Annotated in this window: 25 protein-coding genes; 15 read left to right on the forward strand and 10 right to left on the reverse strand. The window is 47.3% G+C overall.

Going from position 1 to position 25,184, the window contains the following annotated elements:
- Positions 1–434 precede the first annotated feature (434 nt).
- Positions 435–1,232 carry a M57 family metalloprotease gene (locus VM802_RS16090; protein WP_325532273.1) on the forward strand — a complete coding sequence of 266 codons (798 nt, stop codon included), beginning with the start codon at positions 435–437 and terminating at the stop codon, positions 1,230–1,232.
- A gap of 48 nt (positions 1,233–1,280) precedes the next feature.
- On the opposite strand, the gene VM802_RS16095 is transcribed toward VM802_RS16090, so the two are convergent.
- From VM802_RS16095 to VM802_RS16120, 6 genes are all read right to left on the reverse strand, one after another.
- Complete coding sequence (locus VM802_RS16095; RefSeq protein WP_325532275.1) at positions 1,281–2,399, reverse strand: MupA/Atu3671 family FMN-dependent luciferase-like monooxygenase; 1,119 nt, start codon at positions 2,397–2,399, stop codon at positions 1,281–1,283.
- Between the two features lie 318 nt (positions 2,400–2,717).
- Complete coding sequence (locus VM802_RS16100) at positions 2,718–2,885, reverse strand: ATP-binding protein (RefSeq protein WP_325532277.1); 168 nt, start codon at positions 2,883–2,885, stop codon at positions 2,718–2,720.
- A gap of 129 nt (positions 2,886–3,014) precedes the next feature.
- Entirely contained in the window at positions 3,015–3,704 is a 690-nt protein-coding gene (locus tag VM802_RS16105) for a LytR/AlgR family response regulator transcription factor (RefSeq protein ID WP_325532279.1), read from the reverse strand.
- The gene (locus VM802_RS16110) at positions 3,697–4,728 is read right to left on the reverse strand and encodes a sensor histidine kinase (protein WP_325532281.1); all 1,032 of its coding nucleotides are present in this window, start codon (positions 4,726–4,728) and stop codon (positions 3,697–3,699) included. The genes VM802_RS16105 and VM802_RS16110 overlap by 8 nt, the downstream gene beginning before the upstream one ends.
- Positions 4,729–4,763: 35 nt before the next feature.
- Entirely contained in the window at positions 4,764–5,966 is a 1,203-nt protein-coding gene (locus VM802_RS16115) for an acyltransferase family protein (RefSeq protein WP_325532283.1), read from the reverse strand.
- Positions 5,967–6,166: 200 nt separating this feature from the next.
- Entirely contained in the window at positions 6,167–6,739 is a 573-nt protein-coding gene (locus VM802_RS16120; RefSeq protein WP_325532285.1) for a dihydrofolate reductase family protein, read from the reverse strand.
- A 627-nt stretch (positions 6,740–7,366) separates the two neighbouring features.
- On the opposite strand from VM802_RS16120, the gene VM802_RS16125 reads away from it, so the two are divergent.
- Together VM802_RS16125 and VM802_RS16130 are read left to right on the forward strand one after the other, a co-directional pair.
- On the forward strand, positions 7,367–7,807 hold the full coding sequence (locus VM802_RS16125; protein ID WP_325532287.1) for an SRPBCC domain-containing protein: 441 nt from the start codon (positions 7,367–7,369) through the stop codon (positions 7,805–7,807).
- Positions 7,808–7,910: 103 nt separating this feature from the next.
- On the forward strand, positions 7,911–8,657 hold the full coding sequence (locus VM802_RS16130) for a metallophosphoesterase family protein (RefSeq protein WP_325532289.1): 747 nt from the start codon (positions 7,911–7,913) through the stop codon (positions 8,655–8,657).
- A gap of 30 nt (positions 8,658–8,687) precedes the next feature.
- Here VM802_RS16130 and VM802_RS16135 read toward each other — a convergent pair whose 3' ends face one another.
- The gene (locus tag VM802_RS16135) at positions 8,688–9,506 is read right to left on the reverse strand and encodes an SDR family oxidoreductase (protein WP_325532291.1); all 819 of its coding nucleotides are present in this window, start codon (positions 9,504–9,506) and stop codon (positions 8,688–8,690) included.
- A gap of 207 nt (positions 9,507–9,713) precedes the next feature.
- Between VM802_RS16135 and VM802_RS16140 the strand changes: the two genes are divergently transcribed.
- The 4 genes from VM802_RS16140 to VM802_RS16155 all read left to right on the forward strand — a co-directional run bounded on the left by VM802_RS16140 (position 9,714) and on the right by VM802_RS16155 (position 12,581).
- Positions 9,714–10,016: a hypothetical protein gene (locus VM802_RS16140; protein ID WP_325532293.1), complete on the forward strand. Its 303-nt coding sequence runs from the start codon at positions 9,714–9,716 to the stop codon at positions 10,014–10,016.
- Positions 10,017–10,063: 47 nt separating this feature from the next.
- Positions 10,064–11,044, forward strand: a complete 981-nt coding sequence (locus VM802_RS16145) for a helix-turn-helix domain-containing protein (RefSeq protein WP_325532295.1) — start codon at positions 10,064–10,066, stop codon at positions 11,042–11,044.
- A gap of 96 nt (positions 11,045–11,140) precedes the next feature.
- Positions 11,141–11,695 (forward strand): GNAT family N-acetyltransferase, encoded by a 555-nt coding sequence (locus VM802_RS16150; RefSeq protein WP_325532297.1) that lies wholly within the window; start codon positions 11,141–11,143, stop codon positions 11,693–11,695.
- Between the two features lie 121 nt (positions 11,696–11,816).
- Positions 11,817–12,581, forward strand: coding sequence for an SDR family NAD(P)-dependent oxidoreductase (locus VM802_RS16155; protein WP_325532299.1), 765 nt, complete (start codon positions 11,817–11,819; stop codon positions 12,579–12,581).
- 51 nt (positions 12,582–12,632) lie between these two features.
- On the opposite strand, the gene VM802_RS16160 is transcribed toward VM802_RS16155, so the two are convergent.
- Entirely contained in the window at positions 12,633–13,622 is a 990-nt protein-coding gene (locus VM802_RS16160) for a GlxA family transcriptional regulator (protein ID WP_325532301.1), read from the reverse strand.
- A 126-nt stretch (positions 13,623–13,748) separates the two neighbouring features.
- Between VM802_RS16160 and VM802_RS16165 the strand changes: the two genes are divergently transcribed.
- On the forward strand, positions 13,749–14,168 hold the full coding sequence (locus VM802_RS16165; protein ID WP_325532303.1) for a VOC family protein: 420 nt from the start codon (positions 13,749–13,751) through the stop codon (positions 14,166–14,168).
- Between the two features lie 9 nt (positions 14,169–14,177).
- On the opposite strand, the gene VM802_RS16170 is transcribed toward VM802_RS16165, so the two are convergent.
- Positions 14,178–14,702, reverse strand: a complete 525-nt coding sequence (locus VM802_RS16170) for a GNAT family N-acetyltransferase (protein ID WP_325532305.1) — start codon at positions 14,700–14,702, stop codon at positions 14,178–14,180.
- A gap of 158 nt (positions 14,703–14,860) precedes the next feature.
- On the opposite strand from VM802_RS16170, the gene VM802_RS16175 reads away from it, so the two are divergent.
- The 4 genes from VM802_RS16175 to VM802_RS16190 all read left to right on the forward strand — a co-directional run bounded on the left by VM802_RS16175 (position 14,861) and on the right by VM802_RS16190 (position 19,239).
- Positions 14,861–15,637 carry a helix-turn-helix domain-containing protein gene (locus tag VM802_RS16175; RefSeq protein WP_325532420.1) on the forward strand — a complete coding sequence of 259 codons (777 nt, stop codon included), beginning with the start codon at positions 14,861–14,863 and terminating at the stop codon, positions 15,635–15,637.
- A gap of 69 nt (positions 15,638–15,706) precedes the next feature.
- Entirely contained in the window at positions 15,707–16,141 is a 435-nt protein-coding gene (locus VM802_RS16180) for an antibiotic biosynthesis monooxygenase (protein ID WP_325532307.1), read from the forward strand.
- Between the two features lie 301 nt (positions 16,142–16,442).
- Positions 16,443–16,745: a WG repeat-containing protein gene (locus VM802_RS16185; protein WP_325532309.1), complete on the forward strand. Its 303-nt coding sequence runs from the start codon at positions 16,443–16,445 to the stop codon at positions 16,743–16,745.
- A gap of 13 nt (positions 16,746–16,758) precedes the next feature.
- Positions 16,759–19,239: a WG repeat-containing protein gene (locus VM802_RS16190; protein ID WP_325532311.1), complete on the forward strand. Its 2,481-nt coding sequence runs from the start codon at positions 16,759–16,761 to the stop codon at positions 19,237–19,239.
- 61 nt (positions 19,240–19,300) lie between these two features.
- Here VM802_RS16190 and VM802_RS16195 read toward each other — a convergent pair whose 3' ends face one another.
- Complete coding sequence (locus VM802_RS16195; protein WP_325532313.1) at positions 19,301–20,293, reverse strand: helix-turn-helix transcriptional regulator; 993 nt, start codon at positions 20,291–20,293, stop codon at positions 19,301–19,303.
- 109 nt (positions 20,294–20,402) lie between these two features.
- Here VM802_RS16195 and VM802_RS16200 point away from each other — a divergent pair, with 109 nt between their 5' ends.
- From VM802_RS16200 to VM802_RS16210, 3 genes are all read left to right on the forward strand, one after another.
- Positions 20,403–22,154 (forward strand): ABC transporter ATP-binding protein, encoded by a 1,752-nt coding sequence (locus VM802_RS16200; RefSeq protein ID WP_325532315.1) that lies wholly within the window; start codon positions 20,403–20,405, stop codon positions 22,152–22,154.
- Between the two features lie 12 nt (positions 22,155–22,166).
- Positions 22,167–23,888, forward strand: coding sequence for an ABC transporter ATP-binding protein (locus VM802_RS16205; RefSeq protein ID WP_325532317.1), 1,722 nt, complete (start codon positions 22,167–22,169; stop codon positions 23,886–23,888).
- A 140-nt stretch (positions 23,889–24,028) separates the two neighbouring features.
- Positions 24,029–25,060 carry an alpha/beta hydrolase family protein gene (locus tag VM802_RS16210; protein WP_325532319.1) on the forward strand — a complete coding sequence of 344 codons (1,032 nt, stop codon included), beginning with the start codon at positions 24,029–24,031 and terminating at the stop codon, positions 25,058–25,060.
- The last annotated feature ends 124 nt before the right edge of the window (positions 25,061–25,184 follow it).

Raw genomic sequence — 25,184 nt, forward strand, 5'->3', positions numbered from 1 at the left:
GCATAATCAGCATAATCAAAAAAATCACAGTTCAGACACCATCTTCGCACATCAGCATAATCAGCATAATCAAAAAAATCACAGTTCAGACATTACCTTCGCACATCAGAAAAATCAAAAAAATCACAGTCCGTTTTGGTAGTTAACAAAAAAGTGCATAATTTAAAGTAATGAAGATAGGATCTGATACTATATACATCGATCAACTGTAGCGCATAAATGAAGACCCTCCGATATCTTCAATCTGTCAACCAAACTGAACTATATTTCTTATTCTTATTATCCGAAGAAACAACGAATCGCACTATTCTGAACCTGTAACCGGGAGCTATTTCCGATAGAAGCACCGTATGTCCGGCAGCACAATATCAGCCCTTATCAGTGGCTGTAGCATTTGTGTGTATTCATAAAACCTCAACCCAAAATCAACTTTTATGAAAATCTTAAAACCCGTAATCCTCGTCTGCGCTCTCGCGCTTACTGTAATTATTTCCTGTAAGAAAGATACTGTACAAAATGAGTCCAAAAAACAGAATGACATCCCCGAGTCAATATTAAGCAAAATCAAATCGAGCGGTTACAGCACTGACAATGTTCAGCGCATAGGTGATGGCTTCCTGGTTGAGAATGACATCCTGTTGAAAGAAAGCGACATGGTGGGCAGCCAGAACAAACTGGCCATTGCAAAAGAAGAACAATACCGTACTTCTGCCGTGGTATGCGGACTACCCAGAACGCTTACTGTAAGGGTAACTGGTTTCTCCAATCCTAATTTCGCTACCGGTACGCAACAGGCCATTGCCGACTATAATGCGCTGGGCCTGCGTCTGAAGTTCCAGTATGTAACTGGCAGTAGTGCCGATATCACCATATCAGGACAGTGCCTTAGCGGCGGTATCCTGGGATATGGCGGCTTCCCCACAGGTTGCAATCCTTATTCTACTATCGTGTTGAACTCCTGTTCCAGCTACTTTAGCACCGTTTGTCTTATCAGAAAAGTAGTACGGCATGAAATTGGCCACTGCATAGGATTCCGTCATACAGACTGGATGAACCGCTCTTATAGCTGTGGTAGTGGTGGTAACGAAGGTACTGCAGGTGTTGGCGCTATCCAGATCCCTGGTACACCATCAGCTCCCGATGCCGGCTCATGGATGCTCGCTTGTGCCAATACAGCCTGCACCGGTTTCAACAACAATGACATCATAGCTTTACGCTATCTCTTCCAATAATCTTACGGCGTTGCCGGACAGATAAAACAGGAGCTGACTTCTCAGAAGTCAGCTCCTGCTTATTTTTTCCTGGTAAGTCTGTTTTACTGTAGTCAGATGATCAAGTCCCTCCATCACCGCATTGAAGTCAACGCCAAAATCAAGCAGACAGGCAATTTCATCCACGCCTATGCTGCTGACTTTCTGTAATACTTCCAATGCATCTTCATGAGAGCCCACAAGGCTGGAGCCGGAAACATACCTCGTGAAGGAATAATCCAGCATGCTCTCTATCTCTTCCGGTGTAAAGCTCTCTGTATCCGGATTACCACCGCTGATAGCGTTGGTTTTAAACAATCCGAATGAAGAACGCAGATAATGAATGAGTGGCTTACGGGCTTTTTCATACGCAGCCTCGCGGGTTTCAGCTATATAGGTGTGCAGCATCAGCACTATTTTCCCTTCGCCGGGATGGCCGCTTTCAGCCCATATTTCACGGTACGCCTGTATCCTTGACCGTAACTCCTCCGGAGAGCTGCCCCAGAAGTTGGTGAGTATGTTTAGTCCGAGGCGGGCGGCAGAGCGGAATGTATCGAGGTTGCCATTGGTGGTAACCCACATCGGCAGCTGCGGCTGTATCGGCCTGGGGAATATCCGCGTATCCTTGAGATGGCCGTTGCCATCTTCAAAATCAATGGACGCTCCTTTCCACAGACGCTGAATGGTTTCAATATTTTTATACATCACCTCATGACGGTTCCGGTAGTTATCCGGCGCCAGTACAAAGTCGTTGGCCTGCCAGCCCGAAGCGCAGGCGATGCCTGCACGGCCGCCGGAGAGATTGTCGATCACCGACCAGTCTTCTGCAACACGCAACGGATTGTGTAGAGGTATTACAACGCTGCCCGCCCTGATGCCTATATTTTTGGTAATGGCTGCAATAGCGGCGCCTAGTACAGACGGATTGGGGTACAGGCCTGCAAATTCATTGAAGTGGCGCTCCGGTGTCCATATGGCAGTATAGCCGTGTCTGTCGCCATATTTGGCGCCTTCCGTAAGTAGTTTATACTTATTGTTTTCATCATCATAAATATCAGCGTTGCCAAAGTAAAACAGGCTGAAATCGAGATGCCTGGCGGGCACAATGGCCTGGTCCTGGTGTTCCGTTGTGAAAGAGGGTGCGTTCATGTGGTTTGAATTGCTGTTAACTGATGCACGGCGTGTATACGTTACTGGTAGTTGGCAATGTGAGATAACATGATTTCCATTCATGTATACTGATTAAATAACCGCGCATATCAGGTTTTCAGGTTAAATAAAGTTTTGCTATACCTTATCCGAAAGCTATTGTTGTAAAGGTTTTTCGGGTACAGGCTTCCAATATCGCTGCTACCGCTTTAATGGAGCAAATACGTTTCCGTTCGTGGTATTTTAAAACAGGATTACCACTACAATTTGCAATTTTTTGGTGAGATGCTCAAAATATTTTTTATACGGAGAATACGTTTAGAAAGTTGTCGGCAGCGTAACATAAAACATGAATGTGGTACCCGTAGGTTCGCTGTAGACGAAGATCTCACCGCTCAGCGCGGTAATGCATAGTTTGCTGACATAGAGGCCGGTGCCTGCCCTGCCTTCCTCCAGCTGCCGGAAGGGCTGGAACAGGTCGTTCATCTTAACCGGACTAGCAGGCTCACGGAGTACGGCGGAAGATGGTAGCCGTCTTGGGCTGGTATCTGTAACTGATGATGTTGTTGGTGGTTTTGACGCTTATAGTGAATAGCGGTTCCCCGGAAATCATTATCATAGTATCCGTTTCATAACGTCTTCCTTTTGATACTTGCTGATTGGCACTTCATACTTACCGATGTGCAGCACATTCCCTTCAATAGCCCGGATGCGCTGTATGCTCACGATATAGGACTTATGCGGCTGTATGAATTGCTTTGGAGGTAAGTTCTCCATCACAGATTTCAGCGTAGCATGCGTTACTATTTTTCTTTCAGCTGTATAGATGGCAACATAGTTTTCCATAGCTTCTATAAAGAGAATGTCGCTGAAAAGTATTTTCTCCAGTTTGTTATCGGCTTTGGCGAAGAGATAGTCACGTGGTTCGGTGCGCTCTGCCGAGAAATAATCATATGCTTTATTGGCGGCCTTCAGAAAGCGTTCGAATGACACAGGTTTCAGCAGGTAATCCAGCACATCGAGGTCAAAGCCCTGTATGGCATAACGTTCGTAAGCTGTAGTGAAGATCACTTTGGGTGGATTGGGAAAGCTTTTCAGGAACTCGATGCCCGTAATATAGGGCATCTCTATATCAAGAAACAGGAGGTCTGCCGGCTGCTGCTTTAGTACATTGTTGAGCTGTATGGCATTTTCACATACGGCGGCAACGTGCAGAAAACCGGTTTTCTCTGCATAGCCCTTCAGGCCCGCCGCTGCGATAGGTTCATCGTCGGTAATGATACAGCTTATATTCAGCTCACTCATGGTTTAAAGTTAATCTTAATTCTGCAAGGAAACTGTGGTCCTTCATTTGCGCAGTAAATGTGTGATTGTCCGGGTAAAGCAGCTCCAGCCTGCGTTTTAAGTTCTCCTGACCGATGCCGCCGGTTCTTTCAATAGGGATCTCCGCCGGGATAGAATTCTCTACCGTGAAAATGATATGGTGACCCTCTTTCTTTAAGGTAATGCGAAGATGATAATCGCCGCCCACATACTTGAATGCATTTTCCACGAGCGGGAGCAGCAGCAGGGGATACACCTGTTCATGCTGAATACTGTTGTCGAAATCCACTTGTAGCTGCAGCTTTGAGGAAGAGCGTACCTGCTGGAGATCGATGAAATTCTGCAGGTGCCTGATTTCATTGCCAATGCTTACTGTCTGCTGCTGGTCATACAGTTGATAACGCAGCAGCTCCGAGAATTTCTCCACAGTTCTTTTGGTAGCCGCAATATCGGTATCCATCTGAAAATAGATCGTATTCAGCGCGTTGAACAGGAAATGCGGATGGTATTGTGCTTTCAGGAACTTCAGTTCTGTCTGTAGTTTATCGTTGGTGATTTTCTCCAGCTGTATCCTGTTTTCCACATACGCCTGTAACAGGTTGTTACTGCGTCGTATACTGTAATAAATGAGTGCATACATTAAAGGTATGGTGTTGATGTCGAACACATCTACCCATTGTAATCCATTGTCTGTAACGGAGGCCATGGTAGTGATGATAACGTTCACGATCACCTGCGTGGCGATGATAACGTACAGTACTTCCCTGCCCATATTCCGGTAGTTGAAAGTATTGACAGCGGTCTGATTGAAATAGCTGATCAGACGGTTGAGCACCCCGATGATGATATAACCGGTAATGATACAGGTGATGATTTCGATGGTGTTGAGCAGCAAAGGCCGGCGCCAGAATTGCTGCTCAACAGCGCTGTCCAGCAGCAGGCGTATCGTAAAATACACCAGGAGGCCATAGAGCGCGGGAAAGATATATTTCCAGAATGCTTTCATATTACCAATTGAAAGATACAACTATTTATCAGTTCTTATATAGTCGCTGCCACGGCAGTTTCAGAGGATATAACTGCTTCCTTTTCCCTTTCTTTTTCCTTTTTCTCCGGCTTCATACCAAAGAGTGTACGCATCACCGGGAAGGGGCGGATAAACAAATGGAAGATACTCATACTGATAAAGAGTGTCACACCCACCGTAAAGAAATATTTCATCGTTACATCGTCTGAAACCCTTGGCTGCACCAGGTAATAGCTGATGATCACAATTACGGTCTGGTGTAATATATAGAACGGATATACGGCCTGGTTGAGATAGTTGAGCGAAGGATGGAACTTGTTAAGGTACTTCTTCCCATAACCAACGGCGGTGAATACCCACGTCCAGGCGGAGAGGGATGCAATGCTCCTGACGATGACGCCCTGTACATAGGTATAATCTTCCAGCTGATTCCAGCGCAGGTAGTTAATGAACAGCAAACTAAGAAATGCGAAGGCAAAGGAAAGACGCCTGCTGCGTTCAATGTTGTCCATGAAAACAGGATTGGCAATACAGATAAAACCTGCCAGTACAAAGAACAACCAGTAAGGTGCAAAGGCATAGTCATGGATCAGGTCATGTGTTTCCTCGAACCTGGCGGCAAAGAAGGCATAGATTAAGACACCGGGAATCATGAACAGGTAATGAATATACCTGTTGGCACTGAAGCGTTGCAGGAAATGTTTCCCCTTGGGTGACATCAGCCAGACAAACAGCGGGGCACAGATAATATCATATACCAGAAGGTAAAGGATGAACCACAGGTGATGCCAGCTCATATTACCATGCGGATAAACGCCGGTGGTGAAGATGGTTGGATAGAAATCCCAGAAGTTGCCTTTGAAGCCCTGTGTAAGCCGTTCCATATATACCTGCGGCGGCACAATGAGCAGCATGCCCACCACCAGCGGAATAAACAGGCGCCTGAAACGCAGCCCGATAAAACCGCCGCCGCTGCGGCGCTGCAGCATGTAATAGCTCACTGTGCCGGAAATGAAGAACAGCAACGGCATGCGGAAGCGGTGCAGGAACACGTTGACTTCCAATAGCACATTGCTGGTGGTAGCGTTACGGATATGCCAGCCAAGGTCAGTGGCGTAAGGCATGCCGGAATGCAGTATCAGTACGCCGATAATAGCTATGATTCGGAGCCAGTCCAGGTATGCCTGGCGAGGAGTGGATGTAGTAGAAGGTTGCATAGTGATCATTTTTACACAAACCTACCGTGGTGGCAAGGTGTGTAAAAAGATATTTGACATATGGACAGTTCCGGGTGGTGAATAGCTATATCATTCCGTTTCCGGAAAAGAGCAAAGTGTATAATCTGACAATACTAAATCGGCTATTCACTTTTATCTTCGTTCATCAAACTAATCAAACTAATCACATTAATCACAGTTCAGACATTTTCCCTCTCATAGAACAACCCCACCACCCCTGTTTTAAAGGGTACACTTTTTTGTAACCGCAACTGAACCGGAGAGGTGATGCCTTTAAAAAGCGGTATGCCATTGCCCAGGACAATGGGATTGACAAAGAGCCAGTATTCGTCTATCAGCCCTGCCTGCGAGAGTATATGCGAGGCAGTAGGACTGCCAAATATTAAGATCTCTTTACCGGGTTGCTGTTTCAGCTCACTGATCTTTGCAGCAATATCATCACTCACAATAGTAGTATTTTCAGGTTCTTCGCCGCGCATGGATTGCGACAACACTACTTTATGTACACTATTATACCAGTTCGAATGTTCAATATCATGTTTGGAAGCACTGGGTTGGTCCGCGGCAGTTGGCCAGTAAGCATCCATCATCTGATAGGTAACACGGCCGTATAGTGCCGTGTCTGCATTACTGGTGCGCATACCTGCGTATTCAAACATTTCATCGTCTACCTTAATCCAGTCCATTTCTCCGTTAGGCCCTGCAACAAAGCCATCCAGCGTGGTGTGCATAAAAAGGGAAAGTTTTCTCATAAACGGTGGTTTTATTTTATGTATGTAGATCAACGGGAAAGATAAGCAGGAAGATCTGATTTTTGATATTTCGGGAGATGAATATAAGAAATATCCCGACACTGGCGCCCGTTATAGTGAAAACTATATGAAACTCGTAAATAAATGATTTAGAATGTCTGAACTGTGATTTTTGTGATTTTTGTGATGATCATGATATGCGAAGATCGCTTTTGTTTTATCAAAGCGGTTAATCAATGTAATCTCAATACTTTCAGATTATACGCTTTTATCTTCGTATATCATGATCATCAAAAAAATCAAAAAAATCACAGTTCAGACATTTTTCTGTCGCACTTCACCCTTGATATTGTCGCATTATCCCCCCGCTATTCCCGCAAAAGGAAGCGATATTTGCTATCGTACTATCAGCTAATCAATGTAATCTCAATACTTTCAGATTATACGCTTTTATCTTCGTATATCATGATCATCAAAAAAATCACAAAAATCACAGTTCAGACATTTTTCTGTCGCACTTCACCCTTGATATTGTCGCGTTATCCCCCCGCTATTCCCGTAAAAGGAATCGATATTTGCTATCGTACTATTAGCTAATCAATTCTCCTCATCACAAAAAAAATCGTTATGGAAAAGATCCACTTTAACATCGCTATCAAAGCACCACGGGAAAAAGTATGGGATGTACTCTGGAATGAGGATACCTACAAAGTCTGGGCATCCGCCTTCTCTGAAGATTCCGGCGTTCGGACCGACAACTGGAAGAAAGGTAGCAAGGTATTGTTTGTCGATAATAGTAACTCGGGTATGGTATCACTTATCGAAGAAAAGATCCCCAATGAATTTATGTCGTTCAAACACCTGGGCGAAATAAACAATGGGGTAGAAGATACTACCAGCGAAAGGGCGCAGACATGGGCCGGGGCGCATGAGAACTACACGTTGAAAGAAAGCAATGGCGGCACCGAACTGGAAGTAAACATGGATATAACCGGGGAATTTAAGGAAATGTTTTCTGCCATGTGGCCTAAAGCCTTGCAGAAAGTAAAAGAACTCTCTGAAAGCTAAGCCCTGGTATTATTGATGCTAATAATGGTGTTATTTAGTGGTCAGGGGGTAAATCATCGCAATAATTTTCTAGTATTGTTCCGGTATTTAAAAGAACGGAACTATGCTCAATATTGCGATTATCAGCGACATACACGGCAACCTGCCGGCGCTCAACGCAGTGCTGGCGGATATTTCACAGCGTGGGGCTGACCAGATATACTGCCTCGGCGACCTCACAGATGCAGCTCCCTGGCATAATGAAGTGATCAGCCTGATCAGGCGAAGACATATTCCGGTGATCATGGGCAATCACGATGAACGTATCGCCTTTGATCTTCCTATCGTGCCACTCAGTAAGCACGGCCCGGAAGAAACAGCCGCCAGAATTACCGCCATCAATTACACCAAAGCTACCATCACACCAGACAACAGCCGTTTCCTGGCCAATCTTCCCGCTTTTATACAATTACATTTTGGTAGGTATAAACTGATGCTTGCCCACGGTAGCCTGCGCAGCAATGATGAATACCTTTATCAGCAACACGATGAAGATGATCTCTTTCAGATGATGCAGCAACAACAGGCCGATGCCCTCGTAGTAGGGCACACGCATATATCGTATATCCGTCACCTTTACAATGGTGAAAAGCTGCTGGTGAATGCGGGATCGGTAGGGCGCACCAAAGAGCAGGATGGGATGGCTACTTACGTACTGTTGCAGATAGATCAGCATCATACCGGCGCGCCGGCTGCTTTTTTTAATCCCGTTATCCGGAAGGTGGCTTATCCGCTGGAGGAAACACTGGAAGGCATTAGAAGTAGTCCTATTCCTGATTTTTATGCAGGTCTCTTAGCTGTCAGGATTTAGCGGTCAGCTAAATCCCGACAGCCGGATGTATTATAAAAATAAGTCTGGATACAGTTTACCGCCCGGCGTCACATCATACTGGGCAAAATCGGTGATGCCTTCCGCTTTCAGTACCGCTTCATCAATGAAGTTATTGCCGGTGCAGGAGGTGGCAGGTTTGCTGAGTATATGGTATGTTGCATCTGCTATGATGGAAGGTTTGCGGCTTCGCTGAATGAGCGCTTCCCCGCCCAGCAGGTTGCGGACAGCCGCAGTGGCGATGGTAGTGGCCGGCCATAATGAGTTGGCCGCAATGCCGTATTGTTTCAGCTCCTCCGCCCATCCCAGGGCAAGCATGCTCATATTGTACTTGGTAATGGTGTAGGCCACGTGAGGCCCCAGCCACTTAGGGTCCAGGTTTACCGGTGGTGATAAAGTGAGGATATGCGGATTATTACCCTTCTTCAGATAAGGGATGCAATGCTGCGTAACAAGGAAAGTACCACGTACATTGATGGAATGCATCAGGTCAAATCTTTTGGCTGGTGTTTGCTCTGTGTTGGTGAGCTGTATGGCAGATGCATTGTTGATCAGTACATCGATGCCGCCAAATTTCTCTGCAGCCTGTTGTATGGCCTGTTGTATCTGGGCCTCATCCCGGATGTCTACCTGTACGGGCAGCGCCTTGCCGCCCGCCTGCTCTACTGCCTGCGCAACAGAATAAATAGTGCCTCCCAGCCTGGGATCTTCTTCCACGCTCTTGGCAGCAATCACAATGTTGGCGCCCGCTGCTGCCAGTTTCAGTGCTATGGCTTCTCCTATGCCCCGGCTCGCGCCGGTGATAAAAATAGTACGGTTTTGAAATGTCATGTCGCGCTCTTTTTGGGTGAACAGGTTAAGCAGAGATTAACTATTAGCTTTTAGCTATCAGGAATAAAATACGAATACCTGATAACGAATACCTAATCCCTGTTTTATATAAATGTATAGAAAAAATTCTGCCCGGCCCGTCGGTTTTGTTCTATTTTCCGGGAAAGCGTCATAGTAGCTTTGTTTTAAAATTAACAACGTATATATATGAAACGCTTTACCACCGCCATCCTTACTGTGATCTGCTTCCTGTTCTCCAACGCTGCCGCCGCCCGTACCGGCGATGAACAGCTGAAGGAAAAAGCACTACTGGTATTACAAACCAAATGCAATGTTTGCCATATCAGAAACAATCCTTTTAAAGTGTTCAACGCCCGCAATATGGAGCGGCATGCAAATGCCATCAACACGCAGGTATTTGTAAAAGGCCGTATGCCTAAAGGCGATGAGATTAAACTCAGCACAGAAGAGCGCGAAATACTGAAAGCCTGGCTGGCTGCCCGGAATTAATCTCCGGATCTACCGGCAAACACTTAAATTTACCTCAAATTTAGGGTATGCCTTTAGTGTTCAGTCATCAGCATCAGCCAACTTCGTTTTACAATAACGCAATCACCCTGGATGCATTCAATAGTAAAGGGCTGACGGAAAGCTACGAAACCATCCGCATGGAACATGCTGGTATGACTTTCCGCAACTGGTGCTTCGACGGACACCGCATGGCCTTCAGTGTATTCAGCCAACAGTCGGCTACTTCCTATGAAATAAAGAACGACCTCGATGCGGTGAAAATCTACTTCAATAAACAAGGACATACCAATATCAGCTATTATCAGCTCAACAGACAGTATGCGCTCAGAAGAGGACAGTTCAATATGCTCTACTCCGCGGAGCTGGACAGCTGTATGTCGCATGTAGATAATACCTCGGAGATGTTTTCCCTGCAGGTCACACGCGATTGCTTCTTCGATTTTATTGATGAAGGAAATATTGCGATGGGCAGTTTCGCAGACATGGCCGCCGGTGGCCGCCCGGCCCTGTTTTCAGAACACTGGCTGCCAATGACGCCAGCTATTGAAAGATGTATCGATGATGTGCTAAACTGTCCCTTTGCCCATGATGTGAAGAAACTCTATTTGCGTGCAAAAGCAACAGAGCTGCTTGTTCTCTTCGCTACCGCGGCGAGTGAGAAGACAATCCACCCGGCCTTTTTTGTAAAGCGTAACACAGACAGGGATAAGCTCTACGCCGTGAAAAACTTTATCGAAGAAAATTATACACAGCCATTGTCATTGACAAACCTTTCAAAACAACATGGCCTCAATGAATTTAAACTGAAGAACGGTTTCCGCGAACTATTCGGCAGTTCCGTAATAGATTACCTGATCAGCTGCCGGCTGGAACAAGCCAGGGTACTGCTACTGAACACCGGAAAGCAGATCAGTGAGATCGCCTTCGAAACCGGATACTCATCTCCCGCTTATTTCAGCAAAGCCTATAAAAAGAAATTTGGTGTAAGCCCCGGCAAATGCCAATAATCCACTCCCGATCTTACAATTTTTTCTCCCGATAATGATATTCCTGCTCCCGGGAATACCGCAGCTTTGCAACTACAAATCAGCAAATGAACGGCAATGGAAAAAGATAAGATTCGCCTCAGACCCGCTACGCATGAGGATATAGGACCACTGGCCGCAGTGGCAGGAAAGATATTCAGGGAAACATACCTCGGTAAAATGTCCACCGACGACCTGGACGACTACATCAGTGTGGCATTCAGCATTGATGCCATCAGTGCTGCACTCAGAGAGCCGCAGAGCAGAACCATCATGGCCTTCTATGATGATGAACTGACGGGCTATGCCAAACTCAGTACGGGCAATGCACCCGATTCGCTGTTGTACCGCGAAGCATTGCAGATCGAAAGACTCTATGTGCTCAAAGCCTGGCATCGTAGAATGATTGGCGCTTTCCTGATGCAATGGTGCCTGCAATATGCCGCCAGTCAAGGCCTGCCCACAGTTTGGCTGGCTGTGTGGGAGCGCAACACGGATGCCATCAGGTTTTATCAGCGCTGGGGCTTTGAGATATTTGATGCACAGCTGTTCATGCGTGGCAATGATCCGCAGACAGGCCTGCTGATGAAGAAAATATGCCAGCTTGATCAACTCGCAAAAGTGGGAAGCTGAAAAATCGTGCCTGAGACCCTGTAAAAAATAATGGGGTCTTCGCAAAATACTGAAACTATCACCATTTCCGCCAGGTAGTTCGGCTCTACCTTTGTCTTGTCAGAAAACAAAAACAATACAGATGACACAGACAAAGAAAATAGCCCTGATAACCGGCGGCAGCCGTGGACTGGGGAAAAACATGGCCCTGAGCCTCGCAAAAAAAGGAACGGATATTATCCTTACCTATAATACCCGGCAGCAGGAAGCAGCGGCCGCAGTAAAAGAAATAAACGACCTGGGAGCCAAAGCAGTGGCACTCCAGCTGAATATGGGAGACGTAAAGAGCTTCGATACCTTTTTTACCTCACTGGCCACTGTCCTGAAAGACAACTTCCAGGCTGAGCAGTTCCATTACCTGGTGAATAATGCCAGTATGGGAGTACACGCCTCATTTGCGGCAACTACAGAAGAAGAGTTTGACCGCCTGATGAATGTACATTTCAAAGGAGTATTTTTCCTGACGCAGAAGGCATTGCCCCTGATAACAGATGGTGGCGGCATTGTGAATATCTCTACTGGCCTGGCGCGTTTCAGTACACCCGGGTATGCTGCCTATGCATCTATGAAAGGCGCTATTGAAACACTCACAAAATACCTTGCCAAAGAACTGGGACCGAGGGGTATCCGCGTGAATGTAATGGCGCCCGGCGCAATTGAAACGGACTTCGGCGCCGGCGCGGTGCGCGACAATAAGGACCTGAATTCATTCCTGGCTTCACAGACTGCACTCGGCAGGGTAGGACTCCCCGATGATGTAGGCGGCGTAGTGGCCTTCCTGTGCAGCGACGATGCTAAATGGGTGAACGCACAACGCCTCGAAGCCTCCGGCGGTATGTTCCTGTAAAAAGACATAGCTTTTAGCCTTCAGCTTTTACTAAAGGCTAAAAGCTATATCCTAATCACTGAAAGCCATCGTTTCCCTGCTAAAGCTGGTCCTGTAGTTAAGCGGCGACATCCCCGTTATCTTTCGAAAGGTATCCCGGAAAGCCTTGGTATCATTATAACCGATTTCATACATCACCTCATTCACGGTCTTGTGACCACCCTCCAGCAGCTTCTTGGCAGCTTCTATTTTTACTTTCTGCATGTATGCCACTACCGAGTTGGAGGTAGCGGTTTTGAAGCGGCGCTCGAAATTGCGCCGGCCCAGCGCTACCTGTGCCGCCAGCTGGTCTACCGTGATCTTCTCCTGGTAGTTGTTCTCGATATACTCCTGCGCACGCAGGATGCAATCGTCGTGATGTTGCTTATATCCCTGGAAGATAATGAAGTGCGACTGACGCTGCCGGCTCACATCTATCGCAAAGATCTTAGCCACCATCAGCATAATATCACGGCCGCAGTGTTTCTCCACGATATACAGGATCAGGTTCAGGTAGGAATAGGCGGCCCCACTGGTATAGATACGGTGTTCATATGTCATAATTTCGTCCTTCACCAGGGTTATATCGGGAAACATTTCCCGGAATTCATTGGCATGTATCCAGTGCGTGGTACAGCTTCTGCCTGATAACAGCCCTGTGGATGCCAGCAGGAATGCGCCAGTACACAGGCTCATCACTTCAATGCCCCGCTCATACTGCTCCACGATCCACGGCAGCAGGTCCTGGTTCTGTTCCAGCCCCCTCATAATATCTCCGTGTAACGCCGGAATGATCAGGAGATCTGTTCTGAAATCCTCATTGATGAGATAGTTAGGATGGATGCTGAAGAAGTTTTCCTTAAAGAAGTTATCCCTTCTTTTACCAACAAGCTGAAAATGAAAAACGGGTTTCCTGCCACTTCTGACAAGCGTTTTGTTGGCTTCCAGGAAAATATGATAGATGCCTTCAACAATATTGATGCTGATATCCCCCTCAGGAATCAGGACCGAAATGGTTTTCATAATTACAGGAGATTAATGCGTCTTTACCAAAGATAACAATTCGTATTCACCCCCTCAAAATGCCGTATTCACCCCTGCGTTTTCTGCCCGGCTAACACGAGCTTTGTAGTAGCAAAATCAATAGTTATGGGCACTCAATTATCTCCTTATCTTAAATTCAACGGCCGGTGCCGTGAGGCGATGACCTTCTACAAAGAATGCTTTGGCGGCGAGCTGACGATGACGACCATTAAAGATTCGCCGATGGCAGAACGTTGTCCGGCCGGAATGGAAGATCAACTGATGCATTCCATGCTTGTCAGCAACGGTATGGTGCTGATGGGCACAGATATGAACCCTCCTGGCGGCTTCATTCCCGGTAATGAGATGGACCTTTCCCTCAACTTTGATAATGAAGCGGTTATCCACGATGTTTATGCAAAACTGAGCGCCGGCGGCCAGGTGGTGGAGCCATTGAAGAAAGCCTCCTGGGGCGCGCTCTTCGCCGTTTTGAAAGATAAATTCGGCAAGGTGTGGATGTTGAACTATGCAGAAAACCAACACTAACAGAGGATACTAGCCCTCATAATCTGCCTTACGCAACACAAAAGGGATTAAGAGAGCTTCATCTTCGTCAGTAGGTGCAAAGTTTTCATCGACGTAAAAACCAAGCTGCTCCAGCACAGCGATGGACGGCTTGTTATTTACTGATGGGAGGGCGGTAATGATGTCTGTTCCCATTTCATGAAAACCAAACCGCAGCACCTCCCGGATCGCTTCTGTAATGAAGCCCTTCCGGTGATGAGTGGGCAGCAGTTCATAACCTAATTCAGCTTTCTTTATTTCCGGTTCCAGGTTCCAGTAACAGATGGTGCCTATCAGCGTATCATCGTCTTTCAGCGTGATAGCCCAATACCAGGATTGCTCCGCTTTCCTGATCCTGTCGATATGTGCGAGCGCATCTTCTATGCCTCCGGAAACCGGACGGCCCAGCAGACTGGCAATATCGGGATCAGCTCTTAGCTCATGTATCTGTGGCGCATCCTGATCGGAAAGTGCGCGCAGTTTCAACCGGGTGGTAGTGAGATGAGGTAAAGACATGGACAGTGATTTTTACGGGAGTTTAACTTATACATCATTAATCAACATTTAAGTTACTACATTATCTTCGCTTTGATCTTCGTTCATCAGAAAAATCAATAAAATCAAACGAATCACAGTTCAGACATTTTTCGCTCATCAATAAATCACAGCCAACAATTAAAACAACAAAAGTACAGCCGTCAGTTGTTCTTCGGCCTTTTATCAGTAGTTACCTGATAGTAGAGAGTGAAGATGGCATGGTAAACAGAACGTTGCCGGATACCGCGCTGGTGATGTCTTTCAGGATACGCGGCGCGGTCGCCGGTATGCAGGAAGGGGTAGGCCTCTCTTTGCCGTCGTCAGGAATGGCGGGTATCAGACAGGTGCCCAGGTTGCTGAGCTATGAAAAAGATACGGCTATGCTGCTGGTAATTTTCCGCGATGGCGGTCCGTCTGCCTTTTTCAGGCAGCCGTTGCATGAGCTGTTTAACGCCAGCACGCCGCTTGGAGACCTGATACCACGGCAGCGCATATACGAAACGGAGGAGCGGTTGTCAGAAGCGAAGCAGCACCGGCAGCGTATCGCTATTGTGGAAGAATTACTATGTAGCCTGCTCAGGCCGGACAATTCCACCGATCTGCTGGTAGATGAAGCGATACGGCAAATCAGATCCGCCAACGGCGACATCCGCATTCAGGAACTCATGAAGACATTGCCCATCAGCCGCGATCCTTTTGAAAAAAGGTTCCGTAAAACCATTGGAGCCACACCCAAACAATTTGCTGGCATCATCCGGCTGCGGCATCTCATCAATACTTATACCCCCGGCGCCAGCCTCACCTCTCTGGCTTATGCCGCCGGTTATTTCGATCAGGCCCACTTTATCCGTGATTTCAAACGTTTCACCGGTCAGTCCCCCCTCGATTTCTTCAAAACCGGGTCCTTCTGGTAAATCAATGATTTTTTACAATTCCTGCCCTGCTCTTCCTGCTAAGTTTGCATTAACAAAAACAAACATAGTATGAAACATCTATCGCTGCCCGCATTCCTGAGCATCCTGCTCCTTTGCAGCAGCCAGTCATTTTCACAAACTACATCTACTAACAAAACCGTAAAAAGTACAACTATGAACCAGCACGCATCTACCCGGCAGATATTCATCGACAAATTCACTATGCCCGCCGCAGCCAGAGCAACATTTATAGAAAGATTACAGATCAACAGGGCGCTGATCAAAACACTGCCCGGCTTCATCGAAGATAACGCCTATGAACATACGGAGGCAGATGGCGCCCTCAGTGTTGTAACCGTTGCTGTATGGGCCAGTGAAAATGCCCTGCAGCATGCCCGCGAAGTAGTGCAGGCCGAATACCGCCGCCAGGGCTTCGATCCGGCAGCGATGTATAAGAAGCTGGATATAAAAATGGACAGGGCCGTATATAAGCAACTCCAATAACGATACCAACAGCTATCAGCTACCGGTTGATAGCTGTTGTAGATATTTTGTAGATACGCTCCCTTATTCTGTAGATAGTATATATAGGTTAAAAGTTAGGGCAGAAGGTAAAAGAACGGCATCTTTACATCTGTCGGGAAAATAATATATTCATGACCGTTGTAATGATGAAAAACATAAAGTACATAGCTGGTCTCCTGGCTATTGCATGGTTATTGCCCCTGCCAGCCACCGCGCAACAGCAGGCTGATTGGCTGAACCGCTTCGATGGCCTCTTCGCAAAGGTGCAGATTGGCAAAGAATGGAAATTGTTGCACGCCTCCGGTACCGTATTGGTAGAATGGTCATACTCGGGCCCGCGTACAGTGACATCGACTATAATCAGAGTTCCGGTATATATGATCTGGAGAAAGATGGAAAGAAAGGACTGGCGGACGCCAGCGGCAGGATCCTGATCCCTGCTGAATACGATGAACTGCTGAAGAACAACTCCTGGAATAATAATATTTTCCCTGTACTGGTTAAAAAAGGAACATGGTACTATTACCTGGACAGGAACGGAAATCCATTGCCTTATAAAGCCGCTGAAATCAATGCATACTAAAAATAACTGTAGCATGAAACTACGTTTAACCCTTACTATTATCTCACTGCACGTCGCAATAGCAGCGGCAGGGCAGAAGGGCTCCACATTCGTGAAGGGATTGGCCCGCATAGAAAGCAATAACAAAAGCTGGTTCATAGATACTACCGGTGCAAAGGCATTTGACCAGATCATTCAGGCATATCATCCGGTTGACAGTGTCACTGACCTGCACAATGGGTACCTTAACATTCACGACAATGAAGAGGAGCAATTACTTATTGTAAAGAAAGACGGAAAGGTTGGCGTCATGGGCAACGGGAAATGGTGGGTAAAACCGGATTATGATACCATTGAGCTGAAATGGAAAACATGCCTGGTACTATCACGCAACGGCAAATCGGTATTAGCAGATACGCGCGGTAACATGCTGGTACCATTGGAGTTTGAAGATGTGGGGGCAATGGATGATGATCATTTTGATGTGAAACAACACGGGAAATGGGGCGTCTACAGCGTATCCGCGAAGAAACTGGTGATCCCTGCCGAATATGAGAAATTTGATTACTGCGGTGGCTGCGGCCGGAAAAGCGATTATGCCTACGCCAGGAAGAATGGCAAATGGGGTGTGGTAAGCTTTACGAACATAGTATTGATACCATTTGAATACGACCACGAGCACTTCAGTATGCGCAGCGATGAATGGGTGAAAGCCTTCACAAAGAACGGCAAAAAAGTAGTTGTTAATATCCCGCAGCAAAAAGTATACGGCGAACCAGAGTATACAGACGTAGAGGTGATCGGCAACAGTATGCTCGTTGCAAAAAAGAATGGCAAATATGGACTGATAGCCAGAGATGGCCAACAGCTGCTGGATTACAGCTACGATGCCATCAAATACCCCTACGCCGATTTTGTAAGCGGCCCTCTCATACAGGTCAGCAAAAATGGCAAGACAGGGTTGGTGAACAACAACGGTAAAATACTGACCGATCTGAAATTCAGCGGCGACGTGTTTTGTTATGATGATCTGTACGCCGTAGTACCACTCAATGGCGGTTTCAATCTTGCAGACACTTCCGGTAATCTCCTCCTGAAAAATAATTACAATGCCATTGAATCGCTCAAAGCCGAAGCTGCCGATGGCAGTACTGTACAACGCTATGTGCTCAAACAAAAAGCATTGTACGGTCTCTATAACCCCGCGTCAGGAAAACTGGTGGAACCTGCGTTTCACGAAGTGGAGGCCTATACGGACCACGACAACTACCTCCCCGGCACAATCGAGGTGATATATAAGCAGCAGAAAGGACTGTATACTGTTGACGGCGTACTGTTACTGCCACCCGCTTACGAGGAATATCGCAGCGTACCCGGACTGGCCACCCGTTTCCTGGAAGTAAAAACAACAGCCGGCCGTGGTCTCTATGATACAGAAAACAAAAAGCTGGTTGTACCGCCGGCAGCATACGAATCCATAACGGCACTGGAAAACGACAGCACATTGATAGAAGTAGGTGTAAACATTCCCGCTCCCGGCTATGGAACCCGCTATGGCCTTTACAACCAGGCCGGTGATAAGCTGTTGGAACCCGTTTATAATTATATCTTGCAGGTAGCTGAAAAGCTTTACCTGCTGGAATCACAGAAGGGTGAGCAACACCAGTACGCACTATATAACCTGTCAACAAAAAAGATCTCCCCGTTGCCTTATACAATAGTAAGCGGTACCCCCGCAAAAGGGATACTCAATGTCTCTGACGGAAGCAAATCGTTCCTCTGGAATGTAGTGACCGGCAAAAGTGTATCGGCTGCCTTTCCGATGACAGACAATGGAACAGACGCAGAGAAAACGTCAGGTATCTCCTGGTTCCAGTCAGGGGTAGCTGTGGTGAGAACCAATAACAAAGCCGGTTTTGTAGATGTAACAGGTAAAACCGTAGTACCTGTTGATTATGATGATGTGGCCATCCTGCCAAACGGTGCACTGGCGCTCTTTCGTAAAAAACCAGGAGATGAACGTACCAGCCAGTGGTTGTATGGTTTCGCCGACAGCACCGGCAGGATAATTGTTCCGGTAGAATACGAACGTGCATCCAGCAACTATCCGGATGATCTGGCAGTGGGCAAATACCTGATGCTGCAGAAAGCGGACGGCAGCAGCTATGGTCACAAACTGGGCCTCGCTTCCCTTGATGGCAAAGTGATCATCACACCTGGTTATGAAAAGATTATGATAGAAGCCAATGGCAAAGGTTTTCTCGGCATGAATGGAAGTCTCTTCACGATACTCGGTATAAACGGCCAGCCTGTTGCTACAACGCAGTATAACGACTTGATGCTGGATGAAACAGTTTTTAGCGGCGCCACCATTATTAAATACTCCTTCCCGGCGTTATGCCGGATAGGTGAATCATACGAATATGTAACTGCTGATGGTAAAGTGCTGCCGGTAAAGATAACAGAGCAGATTACTTTTGCGCCGCCTGAAGAAATGGATACCGTGGAGCAATAGAGATATAAGTTGACGCTATACATCCGGGAATATGACACCATGTTCCCGGATTTTTATTTTATCACCGTGCCTTTCCCGGAGATACGCCGAATTTTTTGCGGAAGGCTGTCCCGAAATGCTGTACAGATGAATATCCCAGCTGGTCTGCCACATCTTTGATAGTGAACCCTGATAACAGCAGCTCTCTGGCCTGGGTGAGCTTTACTTCGTTGAGATAACCAAAAACAGTCGTATTGAATAATTCCCTGAACCCGTTTTTGAGTTTGAAGGTATTGGTGCCGGCCAGGGTGGCCAGTTCCTGCAGCGAAGGCGGATCGGTAAGATGTTCCAACAGGTATTCGCGTGCGTATAGGATGCAATCTTTTTCGTAACCGGATTTCAGGACACGCTTATCTTCCGGATGTGCAACGGCTTCTACGGCTTCTGCCTGCATCGCCAGCAGCTCTATGCATTTGGATTGAAGGAAAAGTTGTTTCAACCCACCCTTAAAGCGGCAATTGATAATTTCATGGAGGCAGCGGTGCATATCCAGCGTAATGGGCATGCATTCGTTGCCGATAGTTACATACTTGCTACCCGCCACTTTCTCGGCAAAGCGTTCTAACGTAGGCGTAGTATTTTGTGTGATAGCGAGGAAATAATCACGCTTCAAATGTATTTCGAGAAAAGTGAATGGCGTCTTGCAGGAGTAAGCGGCAATGCCATCAAGTTCCGGCATGTAAAAGATATTGTGCATGTTGGGGCTGAAGCTGTACCGGGCATTATAGACGTGATTCTCCACGATGCCGTCACCAGTGAGGGCAAAGTGCAGCTCCACCGTGTCGAAAGTATTGGTGGCACGTACCCTGAACTTTGGATCTTTCAGCCGCATGTCGCCGTGCACAATGTAGATGTTGGGCAAAATGATCTGCACCAGTTCAATGTCACCCAGGGAATGACTGAACTTTTCACGCCTTTCGCATACCTGTATCTGGTTGTTGTCTGTAAATACATGCTGGAACGGTTCTCCCAGATCAACCCACCTGCCGGATGTGTCTTGGAACATGATCCCCATAAAAAATACTTTTTGTATTAAACTTAATCCCGCTCGTGTAAAACCCCTTTCGTCTACAAGTATCACATTTGTACAAATGTAATTATTAATTATCACGAAAAATTTACTAATGAGCAATTCCAAGAAACCTGTATCTGGCGTTGGCCGGCTGCTGCAGATAGCGGGGCGGCGCAAACGCCTGCTGATACTGTCGGCGGTGCTGGCCGTGCTGCATGCACTGCTGGCGCTGGTACCCTATATACTGGTATGCACCATAATCCGCGCTATGCTGACCACGCCGGTTGATACAGAGATGATCCGCAGTAATATTATCTGGGCCGTGATAGCCATGACTGCCGCCTATGCCTTGTTGTATGCGTCCGGCATGGCCTCCCATGTGGCGGCATTCAATATACTGTACGAACTGCGCCGGCAGATGGCAGACAAGCTTGGCAAGCTCCCACTGGGATTTATTAACAGCAATAATTCCGGCGCACTGAAGAAAATAATGGCGGATGATATAGAACGCATTGAAAACTTTATCGCGCACAGCATCCCGGATTTTATTAAAGGAATGGCATTGCCGCTCATAACGCTGGTTTATCTGTTTACAGTCAACTGGCTGCTGGCGCTGGTAAGCTGTTTACCAATAATGCTGTTAGCGGTGGTGATTCCAATGATGTTCAACAAAAAGAATAGGACGCTGATGACTGCTTATCATCGTTCATTGGAAGAAATGAATGCGGGCATCGTGGAATTTGTGCGTGCTATGCCGGTGATGAAAATATTTGGCCATTCAGCGGAGAGCTTCGGAAAGTACAGCGGCAGCGTGTACCGTTTCCGTGAAATGGTAATGGATTGGATACGTATTGCCTCGCCGCCGCAGGGGATGTTTATCAGCTTTATCAGCAATGCCACACTGCCTGTGCTGGCAGCGGGATTGTACCTGTATTTCACAGGCGGTGTTACGCCGGCCGTGTTCTTTCTCTTTCTATTGCTGGGCGTAGGTTATATCCGGCCGTTGTTCGCATTGATAAATATCGGTCCGCAGATCTCCGTCATCAATCATGGTGTAAAGCGGCTGGATGATATTTTATTCGGACAGGAGCAGGAGACAGCAGGCGAGGAGACATTGGGGGATAATTACAACGTAACATTTGACAGGGTGTCTTTCAGCTACGACAACAAGGCATATGCACTCCGCAATGTAAGCATCCGTGTACCACAAGGGTCTGTAACTGCACTGGTAGGGCCTTCCGGATCGGGTAAGTCCACGGCCGCACAGCTCGTGGCCCGTTTCCATGACGTACAGGAGGGAGCCATATATATCGGCGGGAAAAATATCCGTCATATACGCCCGGAACAACTTATGCAACAAGTGGCCTTTGTTTTCCAGGATAGCTTTATGTTCAACGAATCGATATACGAAAACATCCGCATGGGAATGAATAAAACGGAAGAAGAGATTGTTGCAGCAGCAAAAGCCGCCCGCTGCCATGACTTTATCATGGAGCTGCCCCTGAAATACCAGACCCGGTGGGGCGCACAGGGCACACACCTCAGCGGCGGGGAGCAACAACGTATCCAGCTTGCAAGAGCTATCCTCAAAGATGCGCCGGTACTCATCCTTGATGAAGCCACCGCTTTCAGTGATCCGGAAAATGAATACCTGATACAACAGGCATTCAGTAAACTTATCGGTAATAAAACAGTCATCATCATTGCACACCGGCTGAGCACCATCACCAACAGTGATCAGATTATCGTAATGGACAAAGGCGCAGTATCCGCATGGGGTACGCACCCGGAGCTGCTGGAAGAAAGCCCGCTGTACAGCAGCATGTGGCACGCACATATACGGGCAAAAGAGTTTGCACTATAAATACTTCTACTAATGATCAGGAATCTAATCTATACATTCAAAACCGCGCCCGCTGCTGTCCGCAAAAGCATCCTGCTGGAGATACTGCACGGGGTATTCATTGCCGTACCTACCGGCTTTCTGTTGCTGACAGTACAGGAACTGTTCTCCGGAAATGTACATCAGCTACGACTCTGGAGCTATGTGTTCATCATGCTGGGCCTGCTGGTACTGCAACTATTTGTGTCAGTAAAAACACTGATTGCCAGTAACAGCATGACTTATAGTATCTCCACCAGCCTGCGCATCCGCCTCGGTAATCATTTGCAGCGGCTTTCTATGGGTATTTATAAACAACGTGATCCCGGTGATCTTGCCTCCGTAGTATTACAGGATGTGGCCAACTTTGAATTGATTTTCGGGCACACCATCGGCAATATTGCCAGCGCCGTTTTCGGAACGTTGATACTGTCTGTCTTCCTCTTTATCACCGACTGGCGGCTGGCATTGGTACTACTGGCTGCACTGCCGTTGAGCTGGCTCATGGTGCTGTTGTCTGACAGGCTGATAGGAGAAGAAGGGACAAAACATGTGCAGGCACGAAACGAGACAGGTGCACGCTTCCTCGAGTATGTGCAGGGTATCCGGCATATCAAATCATTTGGACTTACCGGCTCCCGCTTTTCTTCGCTGGATCGCTCACTGAATGATCTGCGCAAGACCAGTATCAGAACAGAAGCCATTCCTGGCCCGTTGGTGCTTACCGCAGCGCTGGTCATGGAATTGTTTTTCCTGCTGATGCTCTACGCCGGCGCCGGTTATTTTACAGGGGGCACACTTACGGCCGCTTCGCTGATCACCTTTATGATACTGGGTTACCGGCTGTATGGCCCGCTGAAGATCGTGCTGGTAGATTATATCATCCTGCGCTACATGAACATCAGTTTGCAGCGCGTTACAGATGTATTGCGGCTGCCGGAACAGTCTGCCGGCCGCGGTGTAACGCCTTCGGAATATGATGTGACTTTCAGCGACGTGCATTTCTCTTATCATACGGGGAAGAAAGTTTTAGAGGATGTAAGTTTCCGGGTGCCGGAGAAAAGCATGCTGGCGCTGGTCGGCCCTTCCGGTTCCGGAAAATCTACCATCGCGGCGCTGGTAGCACGTTTCTGGGATGTACAGGAAGGCAGCGTGAAAATAGGCGGCGTTGATGTGCGCGACATGGCGCCGGAAACTACGTATAGCCTTATCAGTGAAGTGTTCCAGGATGTGTATCTTTTTGATGATACCATTTACAACAATATCCGCTACGGAAAGATGGATGCTACAGAAGAAGAAGTGTTAAGGGCCGCGGAAAAGGCTATGGTACTTGATTTTGCAATGGAAATGCACGACGGTATTCATTCTCCTGCCGGCGAAGGCGGGAATAAGTTATCGGGTGGGCAGCAGCAACGCATCAGCATCGCGAGGGCTTTACTCAAGGATGCGCCCATCATTTTGCTGGATGAAGCCACCGCTTCGCTCGACCCCGAGAATGAAGTGTACATCCAGCAGGCCATCCAGGAACTGGTGAAAGACAAAACGGTCATCGTGATCGCACATAAACTTGTCACCATCAGGGATGCAGATGCTATACTGGTGATGAACAACGGGCAGATAGATGCTTGTGGTACACATGAAGAGCTGATAGCGCAGGATGGATTATACAGACGCCTCTGGCAGATACAACAAACAGCAGGTGGCTGGAAGTTTTGAATTTTGGGATGTAAGAATTTTTTAAATGCAGTAAAGAGTAAAATTAGCATACCAGAAAGAGGGAAATATTCGACTATTCTTCGCTGCATTTAAAAAAATACCTAAATTCCTACATCCCAAAATTCAAAAATATTACCGCTATGTCATTGAAACGAAGACGAACGTTTTTCCGCAGGCTGCTGAAAACAGTACTGATCATTGCGGCAATCTCCCTGTATGCGCATTTCATACATCCGGGGCTGTTCTTCTCAAAGCCGGCACTTATGGAGCCAGACAGCGCTGCGATGAAGAAAGGAAAGCCGGTGTCTTTTATGAGCGGTTCCCGTTGGCTGAAAGGAAGGATCATAGCGCCTTCCCGGCATACGCACAAACTACCGGTCATTATCTTCTGCGCCGGCTCCGGTGGCAATATCTCCTATGCATCCTCGCATTATCCTGCCCTGTTGCAATATATGCTGCAGGATAATCTGCCGGAAGATAGCGTCGTGTTGTTGTACATGGACAAGAGAGGAGTAGGGGAGTCGGAAGGAAGCTGGTACAACACCACGTTTGAAGAGCGTGCTGCTGATGTGAAGGCGGCAGCTGATTATCTGAAAACGTTGCCGTATATCGATAACCGCCGCATTGCCCTCGTAGGTCACGGCGAAGGCGGATGGGTGGTGCAGTTGTGCCTGGCGGAGTATCCGTCTGCTTTTGCAGGCGGCATCTCTATGGCCGGGTCTGCACTGAACCTGCGCAACCAGGTGACAGATGAACTGGCAGGCAGCGCCATGTGCCAGGATAGCGTATCGGAATGGGAAGCTGTCCGTAAGGCGCGTATTACCCTGGAGGTGGAGATATTCATGTCTATGCTGTTCCCATTGCGGGAGGAATGGAAGCAGTTGTCTGTAACCCGCCGCTTTGAAATAGCACCATATATTAAAAAGATTCAGAAGCCATTGCTGTATTTATTCTGTGAGAATGATGCCCGCGTGTCGGCCACGCATTGTTTATCTGCATTGAAGACAATATTTCCCGCCGGTTATCCGCCGTTTATACAAGTGGCCCTGATAAAAGCCACTAACCATCGTTTCCGGGTGTCTCCACGTTGTTATACAGGAACGGCTACACTCCCTTTTTCAGAAGAAGCCCGCCAGTATATCAATAACTGGGTGAGAAACATATTGCTGTAGCAGAGGCGTTCAAAAAAAAATTTTGCCGATACTTTTTTAATCTTAAATTTGATATACCAAGATCTGATTGTGATCAATGAATGTTAGGACGCCTGATATATAAACTGTCGAAATATTAGCACCA

The organism is Chitinophaga sp. (genome assembly GCF_035538455.1).
GTDB lineage: Bacteria > Bacteroidota > Bacteroidia > Chitinophagales > Chitinophagaceae > Chitinophaga.